Here is a 21,149-nt window from a genome sequence, read left to right as displayed (position 1 = left end):
AGGGTCTACTGCTTTGCCGGAAGGTCCTGCTGGGCTGTCAGCGCGCGGTCGATCTCCTGCAGGATGTGCTTGGCGCTGCGCCATTCCAGCATCAGGACGGGCAGGTCCCTCTTGTGTGCCTCGTTGATCACCTTACCCGAGAAGGAATGGCTGATGTACGACGTCAGGACGACCACGAGGCGAGTCGTGGAAAGGATTGCCGGGTCGAGGTCTTCCTTGCCATTTGTAGCGATACAGACACTGTTGGGAAGCCATGTCTGCAGGTTCCGGGACAATGTCTCATGTCCACCGGCGACCAGGACCCGCTCGGTGATGGAGCGCACGGTGTATTGCACTTCAGCCTCAGGCTCGTCGCGCGCCGAGAGAATGCCCATCAGCCGCGAGATCTCGGCCTCGCGCGCGCTCAGCCGGTCGCGTGCCCGGTCCAGCTCGCCGGTCAGGCGGTGCACCTCACGCAGTTGTATCACAAGGTCTGCGCGTGCCCTGCGCAGTTCCTCGCCGTCCGCCGGGGCGCCGACCGATGGAGTCGGCCCGTAGACGGTTGGTGACTGTGTCGCTGACACCTTCCTCAGAGCAAAGAGTCCGGCGAGCATGCTGACGGCTGTCCCGTCGTCGAGTCCAGCATCGGTTCCAGCGAGCAGGAAGGCAGCCTGCCAGACGTCGCCCGGTCCCGGAGAAACGGCCTGGCCCACCTGCGCCACCTGCATGAGAACGTCACGGGCGGCGCTCAGGCGCGTCGCAAGCTCCCGGTCTCCACTGTCGCCACCGGTCGCTCGCCACCACAATTGGTCATACCTCAAAGCGGCATCATAGCGGGACCGGCTTGCCGAATCGATCTCCGCCGTTGCCAGAGTCAGGCGGTGCAGCGCCTTGACGAGGGAATGATCCAGAGTCTCACGCAACGGGCTCTCCGCTACCGGGACACCGCAGACGTCGGCGTACCAGGCCAGCACTACCAGTTCCACATCGGGCTCTTGCTGCTCTTCCCTCGGATGCATCGCCCTGAACCGCTCCAGACTTATGCTCTCTCCGGCGCTGACCGTTTGCCACACGCGGCGCCAACCATCCCGCATGATCTCACCCAGGCACGCCCGCGCCCGCTGGTCGTGGTGTGCTGCCACCGATACTCCCACCAACCTGCACGCATACGCTGCGTCTTCCATGGACAGGGTGACCAGCGCTGGGTGACGCACGAGCATGCTGCCTGCCGCCTGCGCGTCCCAGGTGGGGTCAGCCCGCCGCAGCGCGTCATCGATATGCCGATGCAGATGGGCATTCGCGGCACAGGCCGCAATCGCAAACGGAGTGAGGTCGGGCTGGATGGCAGGACGTACGGATGGGATGATGGAGCCGGGGCGCTGTCCCCCAGCTAGTTGCCCTTTCAGTGCCTGCGCCAACTGTGCCTTCTCCTTCTCATCCATCGCTCACCTCGCATAATAAACAGTATATTGCCGGTCACCGCGTTGTCATGCCGCAAGCATCAACATTCTAAAAGATTGCAGGAACTGCATGTGTTGGGCCCCCTCGCTGGAAAGCTGTGCATACAGGTATCCATCTCTGGTCGGATCTGTGGGGGCCGCGTCTCCGGGAACAACGGGGGTCGTGCAGGCCACACGTCGTATGTCTTCCCTTGACCGCAACGTCCAGCAGTGGCATAATTAATTGATACAGCAAGAAGGAGGCGCATTTCCATGAAGCAGTTTGGCCGCAGTCTGCGAGCCGTATGGCACGGGACGATCTGGCAGTGGTGGTTCCTGCTTGCAGGATTCTCGCGCGTCGTAGCGGAAGGCGCGAGCTTTGTCGTTTCCATCATGCTGATGTACACCCTGGGCGACGCCTATGCAGGTAAGGCCCTGTTTACGCCGGAGCTCACGCTCTGGTACCTGGGGACGGCTGGGAACGACCCTCTTCAGTGGTTCAACGCCCGAGCGCTCCAAGTCGTCACTGCATACGCTCTTGGGTGGCTGCTGGTCGGACTCCTGCCGGCGTGGCGCAAGCGGCGCCCAAGACATGCGCTCGTGATGCTGGAGACGGCATGTGTGTTCGTGGCGGCCAACCTGACGGCACTCGCTCTGTGGATCTTCGTGTTCAAGTATGACTCACATACCATTACTTCAACCAACTGGGTTCTCGTGGTATTCCAAGCATTCACCCTGCCGGCGTACTGTATTGTCGGCGCTGTCGTCGCGATGGCGGGGGCACGGGCCACGTGGCGCACCGCCGGCCGCGCCCTTGCCGTCGGTCTCTCGCTTTTCTTCATCAACCTGGCATGCGAACGATCGTCAGGGTGGGTGCTGGCACGCCTCTTCTCCAACATGGACTTCGCTCCCCTCTGGGCAGGGCTACTTCAGCCGGCGCTGACGATCGGCGTCTTCACCGTGGCGGCGCTGTTCGTCTATGCTGCCGTAGCAGACAGTGAGAACCTGCGGGCAGCCCTCCGCAAGGGCCTCGCGTTCCTGCTGCAGCACCTGTGGTTGGCCTTCGCTGTGGGCACCGTCCTGCTCATCTCCAATCCATCGGTGATCTACGTCATCGAGAAGATCCTCTCGTGGCTGAGAGTAAGCTACGCCTCCGGATTGGATGGCAATAGCAGGTTCTCCTTGATAGACGTTCACACATTTCTGGTCTTCGTGGCTCTCGCAATCACCAGCCAGTACTATGCAGACGCGAAAAAGCCGAGAGTGGCTGAACAGGTCACCTCCGCCAAGTCGGTCCCTGCACGCGGCAACGGGTTGCTTGCAGTCAAGTGGCAGCTCGCGATGGCCACTCCCCTCCTCGTGCTGGCACTTGCAACTGTCTCGTTGGCGCCGGCACTGTCGTCTCCACGTACGAGCGATAGTCTCTTTGGCGCTGCCACCACGACAACGATAACGCTCGCTGGTTCCTCCGCGCACTGGGACGCGAAGTACATTGTCCTGATGAGGACGCCTCTCAAGAATGGAGAGACGAGATGCAGCGCGAACCTCGACGTCTCATGGACCGGCCCTTCTTCGGAGACCATCACCCAGGTCCGCTATGAGCTGAGCGATCAGGGGGAACTCAAACCAGGAACCTTGTCGGCTGAATCAGGAGACTTGGGGGCCGAATCAGGTCGATGGGTTCTGCACAACGAAGGCTTGATCGTCGGCAGGTACTCTGGACCAGGAGCCACCCAGGAGCTTCTTCTGACCATCACGTGGAAAGGCCAGACCGAGACGATGTCTCTCGGGATCACCCAGAACCAGACAGACTAGCTCAAAGAACGTCAGGGGGCGACGTCTGACCTACGTAAACCGCTGGAGCAACTTGCAGATCGCATTTGTGCCAAAGTCCAACGCCTCCACAGGAATACGTTCATTGGCTGCATGAATGGTTTGGATGAAATTGAAATCAGCAGGAAGTACCATGGGCAGGAAACCGTAGGTCTGAATGCCCAAGCGCGAGAAGAAACGCGCATCTGTGATAGCGGCCATCAAATACGGTGTGGGTGTACCTTCGGGATCGGACTCGCGCAAAACATCCGCCAAGGTGCCAAACAGCCCCATGTTCGGCTCGGATGGCCCGGGGTCGTACCGGACAACTTCCAGTTCGACTTCGCTTCCAACGATCTGATGCAGTTCAGTGAGCATGTCATCGGGTTTGAAACCAGGAAGCAAACGCCCATCCAGCTCAACGGTGATCTCGCTTGGTATCACATTGACCTTATCACTGGCTCGCACAACCGTAACATTGACGGTGTTGTGCAGTAGCGGGAAGAAGACCTGTCCCTTGGCGCCAAGCGCGTTCAGCACACGATCCGTCAGCATAGGATTGAGAAGCTGACGCAGAACCAGACTTGTCGGCATAGGTAACGCCGAGGCCATCTTTCCAACCATGAGGCGGGTAGCAGGGGTAATGTGCACAGGCAAGTGGTGTCTGTCGAGCTGCTGGATCATTCGTGCCAGCTTTGCCATGGCTTCACCATGCACGGACATCGCACCATGTCCACCCTGCCCCCGGACAATTGCTTTCATCCAGCAGATTTGCTTCTCTGAAATCATGACAGGATAGAAGCGTTGTTTGCCGACGTAGAACGTAAATCCGCCAAACTCGCCTATCGCATATCGAATCCCCTGGAACAGGTCCGCATGGTTCTCGACCAGGTACTTTGCGCCATAGTCTCCGCCGGCTTCTTCATCACTTACGATCGTCAGGACAACGTCACCAGGCAAGTGCAAATTCTCGGCTTTGGCGCGCAGGAAGGCAGCCGTCATCATGGCGATACCACCCTTCATATCCAGGGCGCCTCTACCCCAGACAAAGCCATCTGCCACTCTGCCCTCGAATGGTGGATATTGCCAGATCTGGCTTGCAGTCGTGACCACATCGACGTGGCCGTAGAGCAACAGTGGAGGGGCCTCGCCCTGCCCGTGGAGTCGGGCGACAAGGTTGGGACGTTCTGGTGTTCGAGCCAAGACCTTTGTTTCAAAACCTGCGTCGGTCAGCAAGTTGTTGATGAACCCAATGCATGCGGCCTCATTACCAGGGGGATTGGTTGTGTCGAATTGGATGAGTCTCTGCAATAACTCTACGGGGCCTTTGTATATAGAAGCCAATGTGTTCACCGACTGTTTGGGCATGTCATCCCTCCTATGTTGTATAGCATGACTTTAATCTTGCAGCTGCCCCCGGCATCACATCACCCATTCATGTCACCTCGCGCTCCGGACATCCAACCTCGCGCGGCACCAGTATAGACCCTCGCTGCAGAAAACCTGCTACAATAAATACTAGACCCCTCAGTAAGGTGGTCTCGTATGACGACATCGCCGCCTTCTCCGTGCCGGGAAGCGGCCGCGACTGTTGCGCCGAGGATGCCGCACTCTGTTACATGGAGGTTTGGCATGAAAACACCACTTAAAAGAAAAACTGTCACTTTGACCCAATTCGCCATGCTTCTCGCTATTGAGGCCGTGGTCTGCTTTACACCACTCGGCTCCCTTCCGGCGGTGGGACCGATCGTCGCGACGCTCGGCATGGTTCCCGTCATCATCACGGCCATCCTTCTCGGCACCGGCGCGGGCGCCTGTATGGGGGCATTCGCCGGCCTGTTCAGCTTCCTGGTCTGGACGTTCACACCGCCGAACCCTCTGGTCGCGTTTGTCTTCACTCCGTTCTACATGCTCGGGGCCACGCATGGAAATGTGTGGAGCCTGGTCATTTGTTTCGTACCGAGGATCCTGGTCGGCGTCGTAGCGGGTGCCTGCTTCAAGCTGTTTACCCGCTTGAACTGGAAAAGTGGCGTCGTCTACGGCCTCAGCGGAGCGCTGGGCAGTCTCGTGAACACCCTGGGAGTCCTGGGGGGCATCTACGTCTTCTTCGGGCATAACTACGCAACGGTGCTGGGGAAAGGGTTCAACCTGCTCCTCGGATTGATCGGCCTGACCATCCTGACGAGCGGCATTCCCGAAGCGATCATCGGCGGAGTCGCCGCGTACGCCGTCTGTCGACCCATACAGAAGAATATGAAGCACGATATTGGCTAAGCTCACCCGTGGGCGTATGCTCACGGGCTCTTCTGCTGGACATGGAGGGTTCTACAACAAAACCGGATCAGTGTATCTGATCCGGCTCTTGTATGAACAGGGATGAGTCCTTCGCTATGCGTGATGCTTATGAAACATCCTATTGAAAGAGGCCGATGGAAGGAGAGGAGATACTCCCTGGTGTGTTAATGGAGGAGCCCTGCTTCCCCTTCGCGTCAAAACTTGTTATCGAAGTCTTGTCTGAACGAAGGCTTCCAAGAACTGTTCCAGATGCGTCTACGGCATAATACAGACCGTTCCAATTGGCATCGGGATACTCAATAATCAACGTACCATTGTCGCTTGCCAGCTGAGCCTGCACATTGTACGGAGCATCGGTAGGCTGTTCACGATGAAGTTTGGCGAGGAGCGTATTGATTGTTTCTGGCAATGTTACTGAAAGCGAGGTCGCTGATGTATCAATGCAACCGATTTTCATATCAGTATGAGTAAAATAGAGGAGTGATCCGACACGTGCAAAACTCGAACCCTGGTCTGAAGTAATGATTCCACCGAATGCGTCGTCGCACCATAACCACGTTGCTTTACCGCTGTTCAGACGAAGAAGCAAGATGAAGCGCGGCAACGTCGCGTTGGGCTCTGTTGCATCAAAGAGAACAAATCCCTTTTCAATGCTGCCGCTTCCATATTCCACGACCATCTGCGTAAGCCCAGAGGGAAGGGGGACAGTCAGTATCTGTGCCTTTGAACCGGAAGCAACGCCCTGCTCTGTTATTGTGATAGTCTTAGTGCCAGGCGTCTCATTGAGTAAACCTGGTTGCGCGGGAACGCTCACAAAAGCATTCTCGTCTGAAGCATACCACCGTCTGATACCACCATCTTTTCTGACCAAGTACTGCATCCCCGCGGGTGGAACCAGAAGATCCACATCCTTGGATGTCGTCGTCAAGAGTGGTTTCTTGCTCAGGTAACTCCATTGTTGAACGACTCGAACGGGTGAACCAGGTTGCCAGCACAGTATTCCCCCATTATTGAAATCACTCACATGTACGACGGATGTGTCAGAGCTCTGCAGTGTGTTTTGCCCAATATTCCACAGAAGAAGTGAACTCGCATCGTATTCCGACGATGTGAAATTGGTTTCCAGCATCATGTTGATCTGTGGTCCTTCTACTTTAACAACTTTCTGTGCGCAACCTGTTGCCAAAAGAACTATGACAAGCAGGATGCTCATGAACGTGACGACCATTGAACAGGATCGTGATTTCGTTGTTTTCATGTTGCATGCCTCCAACGGGTGCTTTCATTAGAAGCAGTGGACAGGAACCCAGTTGCCAGCATCGGCTCCTTATCGTATAAGGAGAGTTGTCGCGTCACTTCACCTCATCAATGAGCCATGTGCCCTTGACCTTCTTGAGCGTGAACGTAATGGATGTCTCTCCCGCATTACCGCCCTGCGTCATCTCAACGCTGGTCATCCCGATAATCTTTCCGTTTACTGTGTACGACGTGTCGTCCTCCTTCTGGACAGAAACGATCACTAGCAGCAACACGATGCCTACTGCAATAAACCTGACTAGTCCGTTCGTATTCATGAGATACGCCTCCAACACGTACTTTCAACGAGAGTGGTGGACAGGAGCCCGGTCACCAGAGTCGGTAGCATGCCGCATCCATAAGGTGTCGCAGCGGAGATCATACCCTCCACCACAAGCGTAACACAGTGATGATATTTTGACTGATCTGCAGGAGAGAGTTAGAGATGCCGATCCGACTCTAGTTCCCCGATGAAGTCTGCTTGATCTGACTCGCGGTGGGAACGTAGACAAAAGGATAATCTTGCCAACCAGGCTGGAGAACTCCGGTCACATCATAGTGTCTTGCGGCAACGATCTGCGGATATCCGTTGCCCTTGTACACTATCGTGCCGTCGGAAAGCTTGTCTGCCTTCTCTGACAAGGGAGTACAGAGATAGAGATATATCATGTTCCCTTGCTGCAGCTCCCCAAATGGAATAGGAGGCATAATCTCCCCTCTGACGGATCTCGTATTGAGAACTTCCAGAACCTTCACAGTGACAGAGAAGTCTGAAGGATATTTCCCTTCTTCCTTGAGAATTGACAGAGCAATGATATCTCCATAGGGAGACACAGACGTTCCTTCCGCACTAGGCGTCGTCAAGTCATCTCCCACGGGAACCTCAACTGTTCCAACGACTCTTGGCGAGCAACCCGCCACAAGAACCACTGCAAGCAGGACGATCATGAACGTAGCCGTTATTGAACAGGATCGTGATTTCGTTGTTGTCATGGTATGCGCCTCCAACAGTACGCTTGTCATGCCTTTGGTCCTCCCGTCACGTCGTCAATAAGCCATGTGCCGTTGACCTTCTTGAGCGTAAGTGTGATGGGTGTCTCTCCTGCATTGCCGCCGTGAGCCAGTGTATCGTCGGTCATCACGATTTGGCTTCCGTTCACCGTGTAAGACCCGCTATCCAGCATCTGTACGGAGACAATCTCAATGCGTTCCGGCCATGGGCTTGACACGTATCTTCCTGGGATCCTGATCTTGTCCTGCACAAATACCTGATACAGTCGGTCAGTAATGAGCTGCTTCAAGTTGAAGTCCACCGCGGTAATCACGTTCTGGTCGGACGTGGTGATGACCACATCCTTCAGGCGCGCCCCAAATTCACCGACAACCTGGTAGATCGCGTTGATGTCCGCTTCATTCGGCAACGACCTTGTGGGTGCCCGATACAAGAAAAACCCGGCAATAGAGACAACGAGCAACAAGACTATACCGACAGCGATGAATCTGACCAATCTGTCTGTGCTCATACTATGCGCCTCCAACACGTGCCTTCAACAAGTATGGTGAATTGAAACCCGGTCCCCACAGCCGTCAGCGCGCCGTATCATGCGGCGTCTTAAGCAAGATATACGCCTTCAGAAGTCTTACTTTTCGTATCACCCACAGGATCAGCAATGTGATCAGGAGGAGACTTCCCCAAACCAAGGCGAGATCAAGAAAGTAGTTGGGCAAGATCATATGGGTGGGAAACTCGTAAGGAGAAACGAAATGGGCTCTCATGGGGACTTTGTCCCAATACTGCCACGCCTGATCCTGATACAGGAAGGGAAACGGCAATCCCAAGGAAACGTGCGAGGTCGCATCTGCTGTTGTTACCGCCGGCCCCAGGTCTAGTGACCAGAACAGCAGCACATGTGTCGCTACCCAGGTTGCAAGGACAATCGCCCAACGAGCACGTCGCCTTGAAGAAAGCTTGGTTAGTTTCTGTTTGTCTAGGGTCGTCCATTGGTGCACCTGTTTGACTGTGGTTCTTATGGGGTCTTCCTGATCACTCATGAACGCCCCCATTCTTCGGCCCAGTCTTGGAGTGGAACCTGGTCACCAGAGCCGTCAGCACGCTGCATATTAGTATTCATCGCCGCCCCAGTCACAGATGAGCCATGGAGAAGTCGCGTTGTCTCTTTTCAGTAGATAGTACCAAGTGTATTTTCCACTGGGTTCTACTGAACCTCCCGCATCTCCCTGCTTATATTTGACATCAAGTATGACCACAAATACTTTCATGCCTGCTTCTCGCGATTGTCTCTCACTAACGCTTATCAAGTTCGCATACTCAAGCTTATCAAATTCCCACGGGTTCCCCAAGCCGGGAATCGTATATTGTTTCATTCCAGCAGCATTTTTCTCATTCACGCACTTATAATATTCTTTGATTACTTTTTCTGCCGCCGCTGAACTTTCTGCGTCGATAGCCCACAATTTGACATTACCATCCCAGGCAATGATAAGGAGTCCTTTGTCCACCACCTGCATCACAAACATATTGGCGGTATGAGTCTGACCCCAGCCCACCTGAGAGACACGCTTGTTCCAGAATTCGTCGCCAGTAGCAGGGTCAAGAGCTGCTACAAGTCCACCACCATCTTCAACATACAGAATGTCTCTTGTTATGGTTAAAGTCATATTTGGATACAGATTTTGCGGCATATCCAATCCACCTGTTTTGTACGATACAAACCGTTGCTCCCATGCTTCATTCCCGTTTGCGAGTTCCAGAGCTCTAAGCGTCCCCTTGTCTCCTTGAAGATAGACAAACGTATTGTCAACGGCGAATGAGAAAACATGGTACGCACTCTGGGACTCTCCAGTTTTCCGTGTCCAGAGCCGTTTAGCGGAAGTTGCCGTGGCATCGATCTGCCATACGTCGATCCAGTCATTAATACTCGCAGCACTGTGAATGAAAACTAGTATGTTGCCTTGCTTGACGAGATCTGTGCCTTCTCCATCAATACTTTCTTTCCATAACATCTTGTTCCTTGTAAGGTCAAATGCCACAAGAAAAGACCTCTCGGCAGGCGATTCAACTTCAGTAGATTCAGAGATAATGGCGTATAATGTTGTGCCATCGCACAGTAACTGTCCACCGTAGAGGGAGCCGGTAAAAAGTGCAGGCAAGTCAATGCGACCTAGTAGCTTCCCGTTGGTTCCATCAAGGATGTAGATGCCGGGATTGCGCACCTTTGGCGTCACCTCCAGGAATGTCGTTTGATTATCTGGAGGAAGGGGCAACTGCTCTACCTCTTCGCCAAGAATGTAGACTCGGTCAATCGTGTTGCTCTGCTTGTTGATATGCATGGCAATATCGCTGTAAAATTGAAACATGAATGGCGAGGCGACCGTCATGTCATTCTTCCAGAGCATGGCGCCGGTCGCCTTGTCAAGACACGCGATAGACCTGGATGTTGCAGTCCTGGATAACTTGCTATCGAAACTCAAAACGGCACTGACATAGAAAAGGTGCTTCCCATCCGAATGAAAGGCGGCGTTGCTGAGTGTGTCTGCGTTGGTGCATGCCGACCAGAGCTTCTTGCCCGTTGTCTGGTCCCATGCTGTCGTCCACGTATCATCATAGCCGTCACTTCTGCCATGGTACGTGAACGTATATAGAGTACCGTCCAGCAGCTGTGGCCCGCCGGCGCAAGCGTCATAACCCAAGTCCACATTCTCGGTGGGGTACGAGACGATAACCTTCGTGGGCGTCACAAACAGGCCATCTACATCGACAAATGTGCTGTTAACAATCCCGGAGGTTGTCTGGTTCTGAGGTTCAACAGTCGCTGGATCTGTCCGACTCTGGCATCCAGTTATGGCAGTACTGGACAGTGCCAGTACGAGCAGTCCTGCAATAACCCATACACGTTTCTGTGATTGTCTGTTCGTGTCCATTTCTTGCCCCCTCTTCTTCTCTCTTGATCCAATGGCAAATCGAAACCCGGGTCAGCACGCCATATCGGTGCGGCGTCGCAGCGGAGATCACACCCTCCGACAATAGTGTAACGCGGTGGCGATGTCTTTGCTAACTTGCAGGACAAAAGGTCCGAAATGCCAGAACTTGAAGGCGTCCGCCCTATGGAGCAATGGCTTTGACAGTACCCAGAGTATCAAGATCAGCATATGGCAGATCGTTGAGCCCAAAATCTGTCATGGCCCCATCTGAACTGCGAACAATAAAAGTCATCGTCGTTCCGTAAATGCTTCGGCCATCGGGCGTAAACGCCTTTGTGTCGACAAAATTCCCGTGCAAAACTACCGCATAACAGGCATTATCGCTGTCTACTCTGGCGCCATGCAGCAGTTTTGCTGCTTTTTGCCGTGTGGTTTCCACAAATCGTATGTCCGTGGGATGTTCTTCACCGCAGAGTGCGGCCCACTTCACCGCCATGTCACGAAGACTCGTGCCCTTCCACGACGGAAGCGTTGTTGCGATCTCGATCGGTGCTGCTTCAGCCTTGGGGACTCTCTGAAAACGCCCCGCATTCACAAAAACCAGGGTGGCAGCAACCAGCACCGCACACATCACTGCAAGTGAACCCAGTACTCTTCTTCTCTTCATGGAACCTCCCTTGTGTCGGCCATCTCATTGACTGCTGGAAACACTTTGATACTGGGTGACCCAAGATGCAGATGCCGGCGGAACGACATAGAAATAGGCACCATTCCATCCAGACTGCCATGTTCCTTGGGAATCCATCCATTGCAGGCTGGATGCAACAGCGTTCGTAAGACTGCTTGAGCTTGATTCTTTCTCATTGCACACCCATCGAATGATGTCTTCCTTGAACGAAACGCCTGCCGCAGTTCCGGCAGTGGGGCTCACACTCTTCGTGCTTACTCTCTCACACTCATGACCCGTGCCTCGTTTCCATTCCCTTTCATACCTATAACGCGATAGGGGAGAAATTGCTGAAAACTTCTCCCTTCACTCATATAACGAAGATCCCCTCAAAAGTCAGAAACACATTCCGTGAAAACATCGAAATGACATGCGGTTGCATTGCTGAGAATCGACTCGCGGGTGAGCCACCGACACTAGTTCTGAGCTGCCGGTGGGGTGTTGTAGCTGAAGCCTTCGAGCACTTCACCCGTCTCGGCATCGAGGACGACATTCGCGTCTCCGAACACACATGGATCCCTGGTCGAAGGAATCCGGTTGCCACTGGCATCGATCATACAGGGACCGGAATGGGGTATGTACACGCCGTGAAAGGTCACGATCCAGACGGGGACTTCTTTCATGACCCTGGTTGTCCCGGGCAACGTCAAGGGAGACTCGCCCGGGCCTGCGGGGTAGTCGGAGAAACTGGTGTACATGGCCGTGATATGTTCCGCATCCACCGCGGTCGTATCGATGCCGCCTACTTCGCGCTTTGCGATGGCAATGGCCGTGTCTTCGGTAACGCTCGGCACCCCGTCGAGGGGCTTGAGTTCCATGCCGAAGTCGGCAATCTTCGAAGTGAAGTACTCCGTGCCGCTGCGCGTGAGAGAACCCTGAGACGTATTCTCTGGATGGACATCAGGCCGTGAGGCGTGCGCAAGAGCAACTGCCACACAACCACTGACTCCCAGCATTACTGCGATCACAATACCAAGCATTCGCTTCTTCATGAAGTCCTCCTCTAGTCTCTTGGTACCACGTATCCCTCTGGTTCCCATGTGATGTCGCCGGAGGAGATGTTGTTGCTCATTGTTGAAACCTCCATCTCACCTCCTCTCATCTATATAACGGAGATCGTCCAGAATGTCCGAATCACCACGAATGTTCCACCAATATATGCTCCTGTTGCCTAGTATGTCCACAGTCTCCCAGCATGTCTGTGCGCCAACTGTCTGACAAAACAGCGTGTGTGCTATTAGCTGGCTCGTCTTTGTGTTGTCTTGTGCGTATACTCATATTGGAGGTGGGAGTGGAACCCAATCTGCAGGAGAAGAGCGACCAGCAGTTGCTGATACTGGCACGGGAGGACTCGCGTGCATTTGCAGTTCTATACGGCCGCCATCACCATCATATCTACTCCTATGCTCTCAGTATCCTGCACGACAGGGACCTGGCCGAGGACGTTGCCGAAGAGACGTTTGCACGGCTCACCAGCCACCTCGGCTGGCTCGCCTCGACACGCCGCCCCCTGCTGCCATGGTTGTACTGCGTGGCGCGTAACCGTGCGATGGACGAACTACGAAGGAGGGGGCGAGAAGGACTGCTCGGCGTCACCGAAATCGCCTGCAGCGACCCCGATGATGACATGGTGAAGAATATCGAAGCGCATGCCCCCGAAATCCTGAACGCTATCAGTTCGTTGAACCCTTTTGAATGTGCGTGCGTGACATTGCGACATCTTAGGCGAATGCCGACGAGGGACGTTGCACGTGAACTGGGATGTCGTCCGCGCAAAGTGACAGCAGCTCTCAATCATGCATATGGGCTGCTGCGCCGCAAGCTTTCGGATATCTGACCTCATGTGCGTTATATAGGTGAGAGGCAACCTCATGCAAACAGATGACAGAGACATAGAGCAACTGCTGGAGACAACAGACTGGGAGCCGGCCGAGGACCATGCCCGTACCGAGGCGTCGCTTGCACGCCTGATTGCCCGGCTAAACCAGCGGCGGCACAGAATGCACATCGTCGCGCGGACCTCGTGTGCTCTGGCAATCGTCGTGCTCGTGATGGTTACAGGTACGGTCTGGTACCGTTGGACGCGACCAATGGTAACGGCAGTCCACGAGACACAGACGATTCCCGCCGGCGTTGTGCGCCTGGTCCCTGTAGCAGCAGACTCTGCTCCCAGTGCGCTGCAACGGGCGCTTGCCTCGTTGACCGGTCGCGATCCACGTGGACTTTTGACAAGTGTCCGCGAGGTTGCCGGGACTGGCCTGTTGCGAGCCGAATTGGCGGGCGGGACCGGTCACCTGCTTCTGCTGCCGGGGCACGGCATCGTTGGCATTGTCGCCTCGTCGTCACAATCGTCATCGCTCACCGAGGGCGTTGTTCGTATCGCCCCTCGTGATGCACGTACGCTGACAGCGCAGGATCTGGCAACCGGTGAGGAAATCGCTTCACGCGATGCAAGCGTGGCAGCTTTGGGGCGCGTCGTCGAGGCACACCCAATGACTGCAGCAGTCTATCAGCGCGTAACTCCGTACCCTGGAGGCCAGCAACAGAAATCGGCGTTCATGTATGACCCCACCACATTGTACCTCAGCAGCGGCTACGTACTCCTGCGCCGGGTTGTGACCGTTCCCATTGAGACTACGGGTTCACACACCGCAAGTCTTTCCGCGGTCGTCGACATCGACGCACAGCGCATCATCGCCATTGTGGACACGACTAGCATCTCGGGCGTCATCCTGACCGACGATCCTGGACTTCAAGTGGTGCTCTCAGAGCCATAGAGACACAACAGCAATGGACAGCACGGAACGTTTCGCCGTCCCGCTGGACGCTGAGCGCTGGCGTGGTACAATGCTTGGCATAGTCAACCTTTGCGGGAGGAACACATGAGTGTACTGGAAGAGATACGGGTCAAGGCGAAGGCCCTGCACCGCACCGTCATTCTGCCCGAGGGCAACGAAGAGCGCACCCTGAAAGCGGCACAGATGCTGGTCGGCGGCGGAACGGCAGACGTCATTCTGGTCGAGGACGAGACGTCCATCCGCACCAACGCGACCCGGCTGGGCGTCGACCTGACCGGGGTGCAAATCGTGGATCCGAAGACATCACCCAAGGCGGCCGAGTTTGCCACCCTGATCTATGAGAAGCGCAAGGCCAAGGGCATGACACCCGAGAAAGCGGCTGAGCTGTCCGTGGACCCCATCTACTTTGCCACCTGCATGCTGGAAACCGGCATGGCACACGCGCTTGTGACTGGCGCGGTCCACAGCACCGGCGACATGCTGCGGCCTGCCTTGCAGATTCTCGGCACCGCACCTGGCTGCAAGACGGTCAGCTCCATGTTTCTCATGGTGATGCCCGACGGCAAGCTGCTGGGCTTTGGCGACTGTGCCATCATTCCTGACCCTACCGTCGACCAGCTGGCGGACGTCGCTATCGCTACTGCAAAGACGTACAAGACCCTGACAGGCATCGAGCCCGCTGTCGCGATGCTGTCCTTCAGTACCAAAGGCTCCGCAGAGCACGACATGGTCACAAAGGTCCGTGAGGCGACCGCACTGGCACACCAGAAGGCACCCGAGCTCCTGCTCGACGGCGAACTGCAGTTCGACGCCGCGTACGTGCCCTCCGTCGGTGAACGCAAGGCTCCGGGCAGCCCGGTCGCGGGCAAGGCAAACGTCTTCATCTTCCCCGAGCTCAACGCCGCCAACATTGGCTACAAGCTGGTCCAGCGGCTGGCGGGCGCCCAGGCTATCGGGCCCATCTCGCAGGGTCTTGCAAAGCCGGCCAACGACCTGTCACGGGGCTGCTCGCCCGAAGACATCCGCGACGTCTGCTGCATCGCGTTGCTGAACGCATAGTTGCGGGGACTGACCCATACGACATAGAAATCTGGGGCGGCCGTGTGCTGCCCTTTTCGTGACTCCGGAGGAATGCATGGAACAGAAGAAGCTCATCACCTACACAGCCGGTCACGCGCCAGTCAGAAAACAGCTTCTGCTCTTCTGGATCTTCTTCATCATCGGGGCGTTTACCATCGGCGGTGGGTACGCCATGATCCTGATGATGAAGCGCTACCTCGTTGAGCAATATCACTGGCTCAAGGATGAGGAGTTCTATGACATGCTGGGCATCAGCCAGGTCACACCTGGCCCGATCGCTGTCAACATGGCCACATTTGTCGGCTACACGCAGGGCGGTGTCCTGGGGTCCGTCCTTGCGACACTGGGCGTCAGCATCCCGGCCGTGGCCGTCATCATCATCATCGCCGTCTTCTTCCCCGGCTTCAAGGACAACGTCTGGGTCCAGCGCTTCTTTGCCGGTGTCATCGTAGGGGTCGTGGCGCAGATCGCCACCATTGTCCTCGACCTGGGCAAACGGCAGAAATGGACAATTGTCTCCGCTGTCGTATGCGCGGCATCGCTCGTCATCCTGTTCTTCGTTCACCAGGTCAGCCCCATCTGGCTCATCCTGGGCGGCGGCCTGATCGGCATCGCCGTCGAGGCGTTCAAACCGCGGGGAGCAGGGACGACGACCACAAAGAGGACGTCATGAACGTCATGATCAGCTTCCTTGCCTTGTTCGGCGTTTTCTTCAAGATTGGGATGTTCACGTTCGGTGGCGGACAGGCCATGATCCCGCTGCTGCAGAAAGACTTGGTCGTCAATCTGGCCTGGGTCCCAATGAAAGAGTTTCTGGACTTCGTCGCCATCAGCGAGATCACTCCCGGTCCCGTCGCCATCAATATGGCCACGTTTGTCGGGTACAAGTTGCGCGGTCTCACTGGCGCGCTGGTCACCTCACTAGGTGTCATCCTGCCCTCGTTCATCATCATTCTCATCATCGCGACTGTCGCACATACGTTCCGCACAAACCGCTGGGTCTCTGCATTTCTCGACGGTCTGCAACCCGTCGTGCTGGCTCTGCTCACCTACGCCGTCTACTCCATCGCCAGGGGCGGAATCCCCGCGTGGTGGGGATACATCGCAGCACTCGGCATCCTTTTGCTTATACTCAAGTATGGGAAGAAGCTCAATCTGTTCCTGGTGTTGCTTGCAGCCGGTGGACTCGGGCTCCTGATGTTCAGATAAAGGGGGAATTGAATGAAGAAAGCTATCGACAACTATCTCAACGAACACGAGAACGAGATGATGGTAGCCCTGTCCGGCGCCATTGCTATCCCGTCGGTCAAAGACCCAACGACAGCCAGCTCGCATGCACCGTTTGGCAAAGAGGTCGGCCGTGCTCTCGAGTTCATGCTCAAGACTGCCGAAGGACGACGGTTCACAGCCGAAAACATGGAGAACTACGTCGGTCGCGTCCGCTGGGGTGGCGACGGGACACAATATGCTGTCCTGACCCATGTGGACGTCGTACCAGAAGGAACGGGCTGGAGTGTTCCCCCTTTTGCTGGTACCATCAAGGATGGCCGGCTGTATGGCCGTGGCTCCACCGACGACAAAGGACCCGCCATTGCCTCCATCTTTGCGCTGGCTGCCGCCCGTGCGGCGCTGCAAGCGCAGCACATCGAGCCCAGGAACGCTATCATGCTGTTGTTTGGCACCGACGAAGAGTCCGGAATGGTCGACTTTGACTACTACTTCAAGAAGTACGGCATCCCCGAGGCCGGATTCAGCCCGGATGGTGAGTTCCCTATCGTCAACGGCGAGAAGGGGATCCTCAACCTGCAGCTGGTCGGTCACGGCGTGCACGGAGGCATCCTGCGTCACGCCGAGGGCGGCACGCGTTCCAACGTCGTACCGCAGCACGCCGAGGCGGTCCTGATCACCGATCATGACAAGATGCAGCGCCTGCAAGGGTTGATCGAGCGCCTGCCAAAGGACGAGTTCTCGGTATCGACGACGCTCGCAAACGGCGAGCTGAAGCTCGACGTAGAAGGCGTGCCTGCGCATGCATCTACTCCCGAGAAGGGCCGCAACGCCATCGGCAAGCTGCTGCAGGTGTTGGACGCCGTGCACTGTCTCGAAGGCGACGAGTCCCTGCAGTTCCTTGCACGCGAGGTCGGTACCGAGTGGACCGGACATCGTGTCGGCGTCGACTTTGCGGATGAGGTCTCGGGTGTCCTCACACTCAATCTGGGCACCCTGCAGATCGATCATGACAACAGCACCGCGGTCATCAACATCCGGTATCCTATCAAGGTCACGAGCAAACAGGTCACCGACCAGTTCGTCGAGAAGTTGCTGGGGACCAAGATCGAGTTCACAGTCATGTCTGACAGCACGCCACACTACGTCGATCCCGACACGCCACTGATCCAGACACTCCAGAAAGCGTACACAGAGTATACAGGAACGGAAGCAAAGTGCTTTGCCATCGGTGGTGGCACATACGCGCGGCTCATCCCTGGCGCAGTGGCCTTTGGACCACTGTTCCCCGGTCAGCCGATGACTGAACACGCTCCGGACGAGTATATCGATGTCGACTCCCTGCTCAAGGCGACGCGCATTTACGCGTACGCCATGGCAGAGCTTCTGAAGGGATAAGGTGGGCATAGAGCGCGAAGTCAAGTATCAGGTCCTAGACCAGGCGTTGTTTCGGCGCCTGAACGCCATGGACCACATTGGAAACTTCGCGCTCGAGCACGCCGGAACCGTCGACATCCTGACTATCTACCTCGACACTCCCGAACTGACCCTGTTCTACAGCCGCCACGCCCTGCGCCTGCGCATCATGCAGGGCAGGGTTTTTCTCTCTCTCAAGGGTCCGTCCGCCTCATCTGACGGGTTGGTACAGGAGCGTCCCGAGGACGAGGTCGACGCCCCGGGATTTTCGGAGAAATCACTGCCAAGCGCGGAGGACATCCTGCGGCTGATACCTTCGTCAGCTGGACTGCTGAAGGACGTGACCCTGTCTGCTTCCCTGCGATCGATGGACAAGCGCTCCCTCCATTACGTCCTCCATGAGGGCGAGCGCGCCTACGAGATCGCGTGTGACACGGTCGTCTTCAGCTCCCCCCGCAAGCCTGGCCACAAGGCAGACGCAACCGAACTGGAGATTGAGCAGGAAGCCGGTTCGGTCGAGGGTCTTCAGGATCTGATGCGCGCGTTCGAGACGTTTTTCGCCGTCGTCCCCCGTCGCGCCTCATCCAAGTACCAGGACGGGCTCAAGGCACTCGAACTCATCTGACGGACATTCTGTCATCAATTGTGAATCCCATTGTACCTGGTACAATGGGATTCACAATTGGTCAGTGAAGGACGCGAGTGAGTATGCGACGCAGGTCGTCGAGGTCGAGAGGCAGCCCCAGGACACCATCGACGGACGATGCCTTGTCGGCAGGACAGCCGACGCCATGTTGACAAATGACAATAACTGGCAGGCCCAGACGCCTGCGGCCTTCCACCGCCGCATCCAGGTCGGAGTTGTCGCTGATGATGGCCAGTGCTACGCTTGGAGCGAAGTGTGCTACATCCTGTGCAGCATCCTCCCAGGTCAACGCCGCCTGTGCTGTACACCCTGTCGCGCCGAGCAGCATGACCAGCGGTGACGGCTTGCCGACGACCACCACGCGCGTCCCCCTGAGCTCGATCCCCTGAGCCGGCGCCGCCGTGGCGCCAGAACCGGACGAAGAATGTTGTGTTACCTCTCTTGCCACCGTCAGAACTATGCTGATGACTCCCGGGGCGGACGCGAGGCCAAGCGACGCTCCACTCCTAGTTGCCACCGCCTGCGCCGCCGACGCCAGCAGTTCTGCCTTCGTGCCATCCTCACTACTGATCGCCTGGGTAACGCCATCAAGCTCCAGTCGAACCTCTGCGCGCTCACTCGTCGGATCACCGGCGATGCTCAACTGGGCTCCAGTGACTGGCCTGAGCCGAACAACACCGGATTTGATGAGCAGAATCAATGTATTCTGCAGGTCGTTGTCGGTCATGCGCACGGGAACGGCATGTCCAGGCAGATCCTTCGTGACTGTGACTCCCTTGAGGTACAGCGTCCCTGCCAGGTCAAGCGCATCTGAGGCCGCCTTGACCGCGTCGCATGTTGCGCCGCCTCTGGCACTGTCATGCGCGAAGTTCAGCAGCTTGCGTGCCAGAACTGAGGCCCGCGTGGCGGACTCCTCAATAGCAGCCATCGACACCGCGACAGGACTATCTTCGGGTACGTCCATCTTGGCTAGCGCCGCGTTGCCGAGCACCCCCTGCATCATGTTGTTGAAGTCGTGGGTTACCTGCACGGAAAGCTCCGCCACACTGCGATAACGGGCCAACGTCAGCAGATTCCCCTGTGCTTCATCGATCATTGTTCTCAGGATGACCACACTCATGACGGAGACCACGCAGCGCAGGCAAACCGCAGACGCCTTGCCGACGCCTGTACTACCACCGCGTGCAAACTCGGCGACCACCAAGCCAATGATCTGTCCCCGGTCACGGAGCGCTGCCACGCCGACCATGGACACGTCGCCCTCGTCCGCCGTCGCCCAGCGCACGACGCCATCCATCAGCACGGCGGCCAGCATCGAGGCGGCCGCAACCGGCACCCTGATGCGCGCGAGCGTGTCGCCGATATCATGTCCTGTCGCAACAAGGTCCAGTAGGTCCTCGGCCGCCGCTCTGCGGTAGACGGAGAGGAGCACCTTACCGGTCACGTCGCCGAGAGCCGCCTGGGCCTCCAGCACGGCCTGCTCAGTCGAGACTGCGTCCACCACGCGCACCATGCTCCGAAGGCACGAACACGGGCAGCTCTCAGGAACACCAGAAGCATCCGGCTCCTGCCGTGCCTGATCAGCCGGCAGCTCCACCATCGTTTTCCAGTTCCATTCCTTCATCTTGCCCCCCTCGACTGTACTCTTATGCCCCAGTGTAGATGCAATGCACAAATGGACTTGCTGCAGCGCGTGCCAGTGCAGCATAGGAGAGCCGGAACTCCAGAACATCGCCGGTGACGACGTCGCTCTCCCCGTCTGTGATGTCGACAATCAGGTGATCGCTGGACCCTCCCAGCACCACTGCACCGTCCATGACCGGCGTCAGTCCATCAATATCAGTGTCCATCTTGCCCAGGGCGACCACCGCCCGGCGTCGCAGTCCCTTCGAGCTGACACGCAACCGTGGGCCGGGACCTGCGATATCCGACCGGACCAGTCCCTCTGGTTCCGCCTGTTTATCCTGCAGCTCGATGATTTCCGCCCGCAGAATGGCAGTGTCCTGACGGAGCCACGGGATAAACCTGCCGTCAGCCGTACTCGTCCCCAGCACCAGAGCCTCGCCAATGCGGACCTGGGTGATGCCGGCGGGCATGGCACCGTGCTCGACGAGCGTCAGCGTCAGCGTGCCCCCGGTCGAGACAGTCTCACACGCCAGTCCCAGCTGGTCACGCAGCGTCTGAGCGGAGCGCACCAGCAGTTGATGATTGCGCGGCGTCGCCTGGACACGGGCGAAGCACCCCAGGTTGGTAGCAACGCCAGCCACATGAAGGCCCGACAGCATCATCGCATACCGGGAAAAAGCAACCAGCTGGTCGGGGGACATCCCCTCGCGCCGGTCACCGACGTCGATCATGGGAACAACGTTAATGGTGCGGTGAGCAGCCCGAGCGGCGTCCGAAAGGCTCACCAGGATATGTCGCTCGCTGACGAGAATGCAGTCACAGGCTTCGACTGCGGCTTCCACCTGGCCAATCATCGGGGACCGGAT

At 56.8% G+C, this 21,149-nt stretch carries 21 protein-coding genes; 9 read left to right on the top strand and 12 right to left on the bottom strand.

What is annotated here, in order from left to right; translation table 11 throughout:
* Nucleotides 1-5 precede the first annotated feature (5 nt).
* A complete protein-coding gene (locus tag SMC7_RS05265; RefSeq protein ID WP_119089306.1) occupies nt 6-1,421 on the bottom strand; it encodes a hypothetical protein in 1,416 nt (471 codons plus the stop codon).
* 270 nt (nt 1,422-1,691) lie between these two features.
* Between SMC7_RS05265 and SMC7_RS05260 the strand changes: the two genes are divergently transcribed.
* Nucleotides 1,692-3,233, top strand: coding sequence for a hypothetical protein (locus SMC7_RS05260; RefSeq protein WP_119089305.1), 1,542 nt, complete (start codon nt 1,692-1,694; stop codon nt 3,231-3,233).
* A 30-nt stretch (nt 3,234-3,263) separates the two neighbouring features.
* On the opposite strand, the gene SMC7_RS05255 is transcribed toward SMC7_RS05260, so the two are convergent.
* Entirely contained in the window at nt 3,264-4,598 is a 1,335-nt protein-coding gene (locus SMC7_RS05255; protein ID WP_119089304.1) for a M20/M25/M40 family metallo-hydrolase, read from the bottom strand.
* Nucleotides 4,599-4,862: 264 nt separating this feature from the next.
* Here SMC7_RS05255 and SMC7_RS05250 point away from each other — a divergent pair, with 264 nt between their 5' ends.
* Nucleotides 4,863-5,504, top strand: a complete 642-nt coding sequence (locus tag SMC7_RS05250) for an ECF transporter S component (RefSeq protein ID WP_119089303.1) — start codon at nt 4,863-4,865, stop codon at nt 5,502-5,504.
* Between the two features lie 139 nt (nt 5,505-5,643).
* On the opposite strand, the gene SMC7_RS05245 is transcribed toward SMC7_RS05250, so the two are convergent.
* From SMC7_RS05245 to SMC7_RS05210, 8 genes are all read right to left on the bottom strand, one after another.
* Nucleotides 5,644-6,783 carry a hypothetical protein gene (locus SMC7_RS05245; RefSeq protein ID WP_119089302.1) on the bottom strand — a complete coding sequence of 380 codons (1,140 nt, stop codon included), beginning with the start codon at nt 6,781-6,783 and terminating at the stop codon, nt 5,644-5,646.
* Nucleotides 6,784-6,877: 94 nt separating this feature from the next.
* Nucleotides 6,878-7,099, bottom strand: a complete 222-nt coding sequence (locus SMC7_RS05240; RefSeq protein ID WP_119089301.1) for a hypothetical protein — start codon at nt 7,097-7,099, stop codon at nt 6,878-6,880.
* Nucleotides 7,100-7,280: 181 nt separating this feature from the next.
* Nucleotides 7,281-7,814: a hypothetical protein gene (locus SMC7_RS05235; protein ID WP_126850731.1), complete on the bottom strand. Its 534-nt coding sequence runs from the start codon at nt 7,812-7,814 to the stop codon at nt 7,281-7,283.
* 26 nt (nt 7,815-7,840) lie between these two features.
* A complete protein-coding gene (locus SMC7_RS05230) occupies nt 7,841-8,344 on the bottom strand; it encodes a hypothetical protein (protein WP_119089299.1) in 504 nt (167 codons plus the stop codon).
* A gap of 64 nt (nt 8,345-8,408) precedes the next feature.
* Nucleotides 8,409-8,873, bottom strand: coding sequence for a hypothetical protein (locus tag SMC7_RS05225; RefSeq protein WP_119089298.1), 465 nt, complete (start codon nt 8,871-8,873; stop codon nt 8,409-8,411).
* A gap of 69 nt (nt 8,874-8,942) precedes the next feature.
* On the bottom strand, nt 8,943-10,763 hold the full coding sequence (locus SMC7_RS05220) for a PQQ-binding-like beta-propeller repeat protein (RefSeq protein ID WP_119089297.1): 1,821 nt from the start codon (nt 10,761-10,763) through the stop codon (nt 8,943-8,945).
* Nucleotides 10,764-10,944: 181 nt separating this feature from the next.
* Entirely contained in the window at nt 10,945-11,430 is a 486-nt protein-coding gene (locus tag SMC7_RS05215) for a hypothetical protein (protein WP_119089296.1), read from the bottom strand.
* 476 nt (nt 11,431-11,906) lie between these two features.
* Complete coding sequence (locus tag SMC7_RS05210) at nt 11,907-12,482, bottom strand: hypothetical protein (RefSeq protein ID WP_119089295.1); 576 nt, start codon at nt 12,480-12,482, stop codon at nt 11,907-11,909.
* A gap of 299 nt (nt 12,483-12,781) precedes the next feature.
* Between SMC7_RS05210 and SMC7_RS05205 the strand changes: the two genes are divergently transcribed.
* From SMC7_RS05205 to SMC7_RS05175, 7 genes are all read left to right on the top strand, one after another.
* Complete coding sequence (locus SMC7_RS05205) at nt 12,782-13,327, top strand: RNA polymerase sigma factor (protein ID WP_165845163.1); 546 nt, start codon at nt 12,782-12,784, stop codon at nt 13,325-13,327.
* Nucleotides 13,328-13,361: 34 nt separating this feature from the next.
* A complete protein-coding gene (locus SMC7_RS05200; RefSeq protein WP_119089293.1) occupies nt 13,362-14,267 on the top strand; it encodes a hypothetical protein in 906 nt (301 codons plus the stop codon).
* A gap of 105 nt (nt 14,268-14,372) precedes the next feature.
* Nucleotides 14,373-15,347 (top strand): phosphate acetyltransferase, encoded by a 975-nt coding sequence (pta, locus tag SMC7_RS05195; RefSeq protein WP_119089292.1) that lies wholly within the window; start codon nt 14,373-14,375, stop codon nt 15,345-15,347.
* A gap of 76 nt (nt 15,348-15,423) precedes the next feature.
* On the top strand, nt 15,424-16,041 hold the full coding sequence (locus tag SMC7_RS05190) for a chromate transporter (RefSeq protein ID WP_119089291.1): 618 nt from the start codon (nt 15,424-15,426) through the stop codon (nt 16,039-16,041).
* On the top strand, nt 16,038-16,577 hold the full coding sequence (locus SMC7_RS05185; RefSeq protein ID WP_207798719.1) for a chromate transporter: 540 nt from the start codon (nt 16,038-16,040) through the stop codon (nt 16,575-16,577). The genes SMC7_RS05190 and SMC7_RS05185 overlap by 4 nt, the downstream gene beginning before the upstream one ends.
* 12 nt (nt 16,578-16,589) lie before the next feature.
* Nucleotides 16,590-17,993 carry a dipeptidase PepV gene (gene pepV, locus SMC7_RS05180; protein WP_119089290.1) on the top strand — a complete coding sequence of 468 codons (1,404 nt, stop codon included), beginning with the start codon at nt 16,590-16,592 and terminating at the stop codon, nt 17,991-17,993.
* 1 nt (nt 17,994) lies between these two features.
* Nucleotides 17,995-18,636: a CYTH domain-containing protein gene (locus SMC7_RS05175; protein ID WP_119089289.1), complete on the top strand. Its 642-nt coding sequence runs from the start codon at nt 17,995-17,997 to the stop codon at nt 18,634-18,636.
* A gap of 61 nt (nt 18,637-18,697) precedes the next feature.
* On the opposite strand, the gene SMC7_RS05170 is transcribed toward SMC7_RS05175, so the two are convergent.
* Together SMC7_RS05170 and SMC7_RS05165 are read right to left on the bottom strand one after the other, a co-directional pair.
* Complete coding sequence (locus tag SMC7_RS05170; RefSeq protein WP_119089288.1) at nt 18,698-20,281, bottom strand: hypothetical protein; 1,584 nt, start codon at nt 20,279-20,281, stop codon at nt 18,698-18,700.
* 22 nt (nt 20,282-20,303) lie between these two features.
* The coding region (locus SMC7_RS05165; RefSeq protein ID WP_119089287.1) for an alanine racemase at nt 20,304-21,149 on the bottom strand (846 nt) is incomplete at its 5' end.

This window comes from Candidatus Cryosericum terrychapinii (assembly GCF_003570925.1).
Classification (GTDB): Bacteria; Caldisericota; Caldisericia; order Cryosericales; family Cryosericaceae; genus Cryosericum; species Cryosericum terrychapinii.
Note: the sequence above shows the minus strand (reverse complement) of the source record. Positions and strands in the feature narration are given on the sequence as shown.

Excerpts from the sequence above, each read along its gene's own strand:
- SMC7_RS05265 (WP_119089306.1), bottom strand. The coding sequence starts at position 1,421 with ATGGATGAGAAGGAGAAGGCACAGTTGGCGCAGGCACTGAAAGGGCAA.
- SMC7_RS05260 (WP_119089305.1), top strand. The coding sequence starts at position 1,692 with ATGAAGCAGTTTGGCCGCAGTCTGCGAGCCGTATGGCACGGGACGATC.
- SMC7_RS05255 (WP_119089304.1), bottom strand. The coding sequence starts at position 4,598 with ATGCCCAAACAGTCGGTGAACACATTGGCTTCTATATACAAAGGCCCC.
- SMC7_RS05250 (WP_119089303.1), top strand. The coding sequence starts at position 4,863 with ATGAAAACACCACTTAAAAGAAAAACTGTCACTTTGACCCAATTCGCC.
- SMC7_RS05245 (WP_119089302.1), bottom strand. The coding sequence starts at position 6,783 with ATGAAAACAACGAAATCACGATCCTGTTCAATGGTCGTCACGTTCATG.
- SMC7_RS05240 (WP_119089301.1), bottom strand. The coding sequence starts at position 7,099 with ATGAATACGAACGGACTAGTCAGGTTTATTGCAGTAGGCATCGTGTTG.
- SMC7_RS05235 (WP_126850731.1), bottom strand. The coding sequence starts at position 7,814 with ATGACAACAACGAAATCACGATCCTGTTCAATAACGGCTACGTTCATG.
- SMC7_RS05230 (WP_119089299.1), bottom strand. The coding sequence starts at position 8,344 with ATGAGCACAGACAGATTGGTCAGATTCATCGCTGTCGGTATAGTCTTG.
- SMC7_RS05225 (WP_119089298.1), bottom strand. The coding sequence starts at position 8,873 with ATGAGTGATCAGGAAGACCCCATAAGAACCACAGTCAAACAGGTGCAC.
- SMC7_RS05220 (WP_119089297.1), bottom strand. The coding sequence starts at position 10,763 with ATGGACACGAACAGACAATCACAGAAACGTGTATGGGTTATTGCAGGA.
- SMC7_RS05215 (WP_119089296.1), bottom strand. The coding sequence starts at position 11,430 with ATGAAGAGAAGAAGAGTACTGGGTTCACTTGCAGTGATGTGTGCGGTG.
- SMC7_RS05210 (WP_119089295.1), bottom strand. The coding sequence starts at position 12,482 with ATGAAGAAGCGAATGCTTGGTATTGTGATCGCAGTAATGCTGGGAGTC.
- SMC7_RS05200 (WP_119089293.1), top strand. The coding sequence starts at position 13,362 with ATGCAAACAGATGACAGAGACATAGAGCAACTGCTGGAGACAACAGAC.
- pta (WP_119089292.1), top strand. The coding sequence starts at position 14,373 with ATGAGTGTACTGGAAGAGATACGGGTCAAGGCGAAGGCCCTGCACCGC.
- SMC7_RS05190 (WP_119089291.1), top strand. The coding sequence starts at position 15,424 with ATGGAACAGAAGAAGCTCATCACCTACACAGCCGGTCACGCGCCAGTC.
- SMC7_RS05185 (WP_207798719.1), top strand. The coding sequence starts at position 16,038 with ATGAACGTCATGATCAGCTTCCTTGCCTTGTTCGGCGTTTTCTTCAAG.
- pepV (WP_119089290.1), top strand. The coding sequence starts at position 16,590 with ATGAAGAAAGCTATCGACAACTATCTCAACGAACACGAGAACGAGATG.
- SMC7_RS05170 (WP_119089288.1), bottom strand. The coding sequence starts at position 20,281 with ATGAAGGAATGGAACTGGAAAACGATGGTGGAGCTGCCGGCTGATCAG.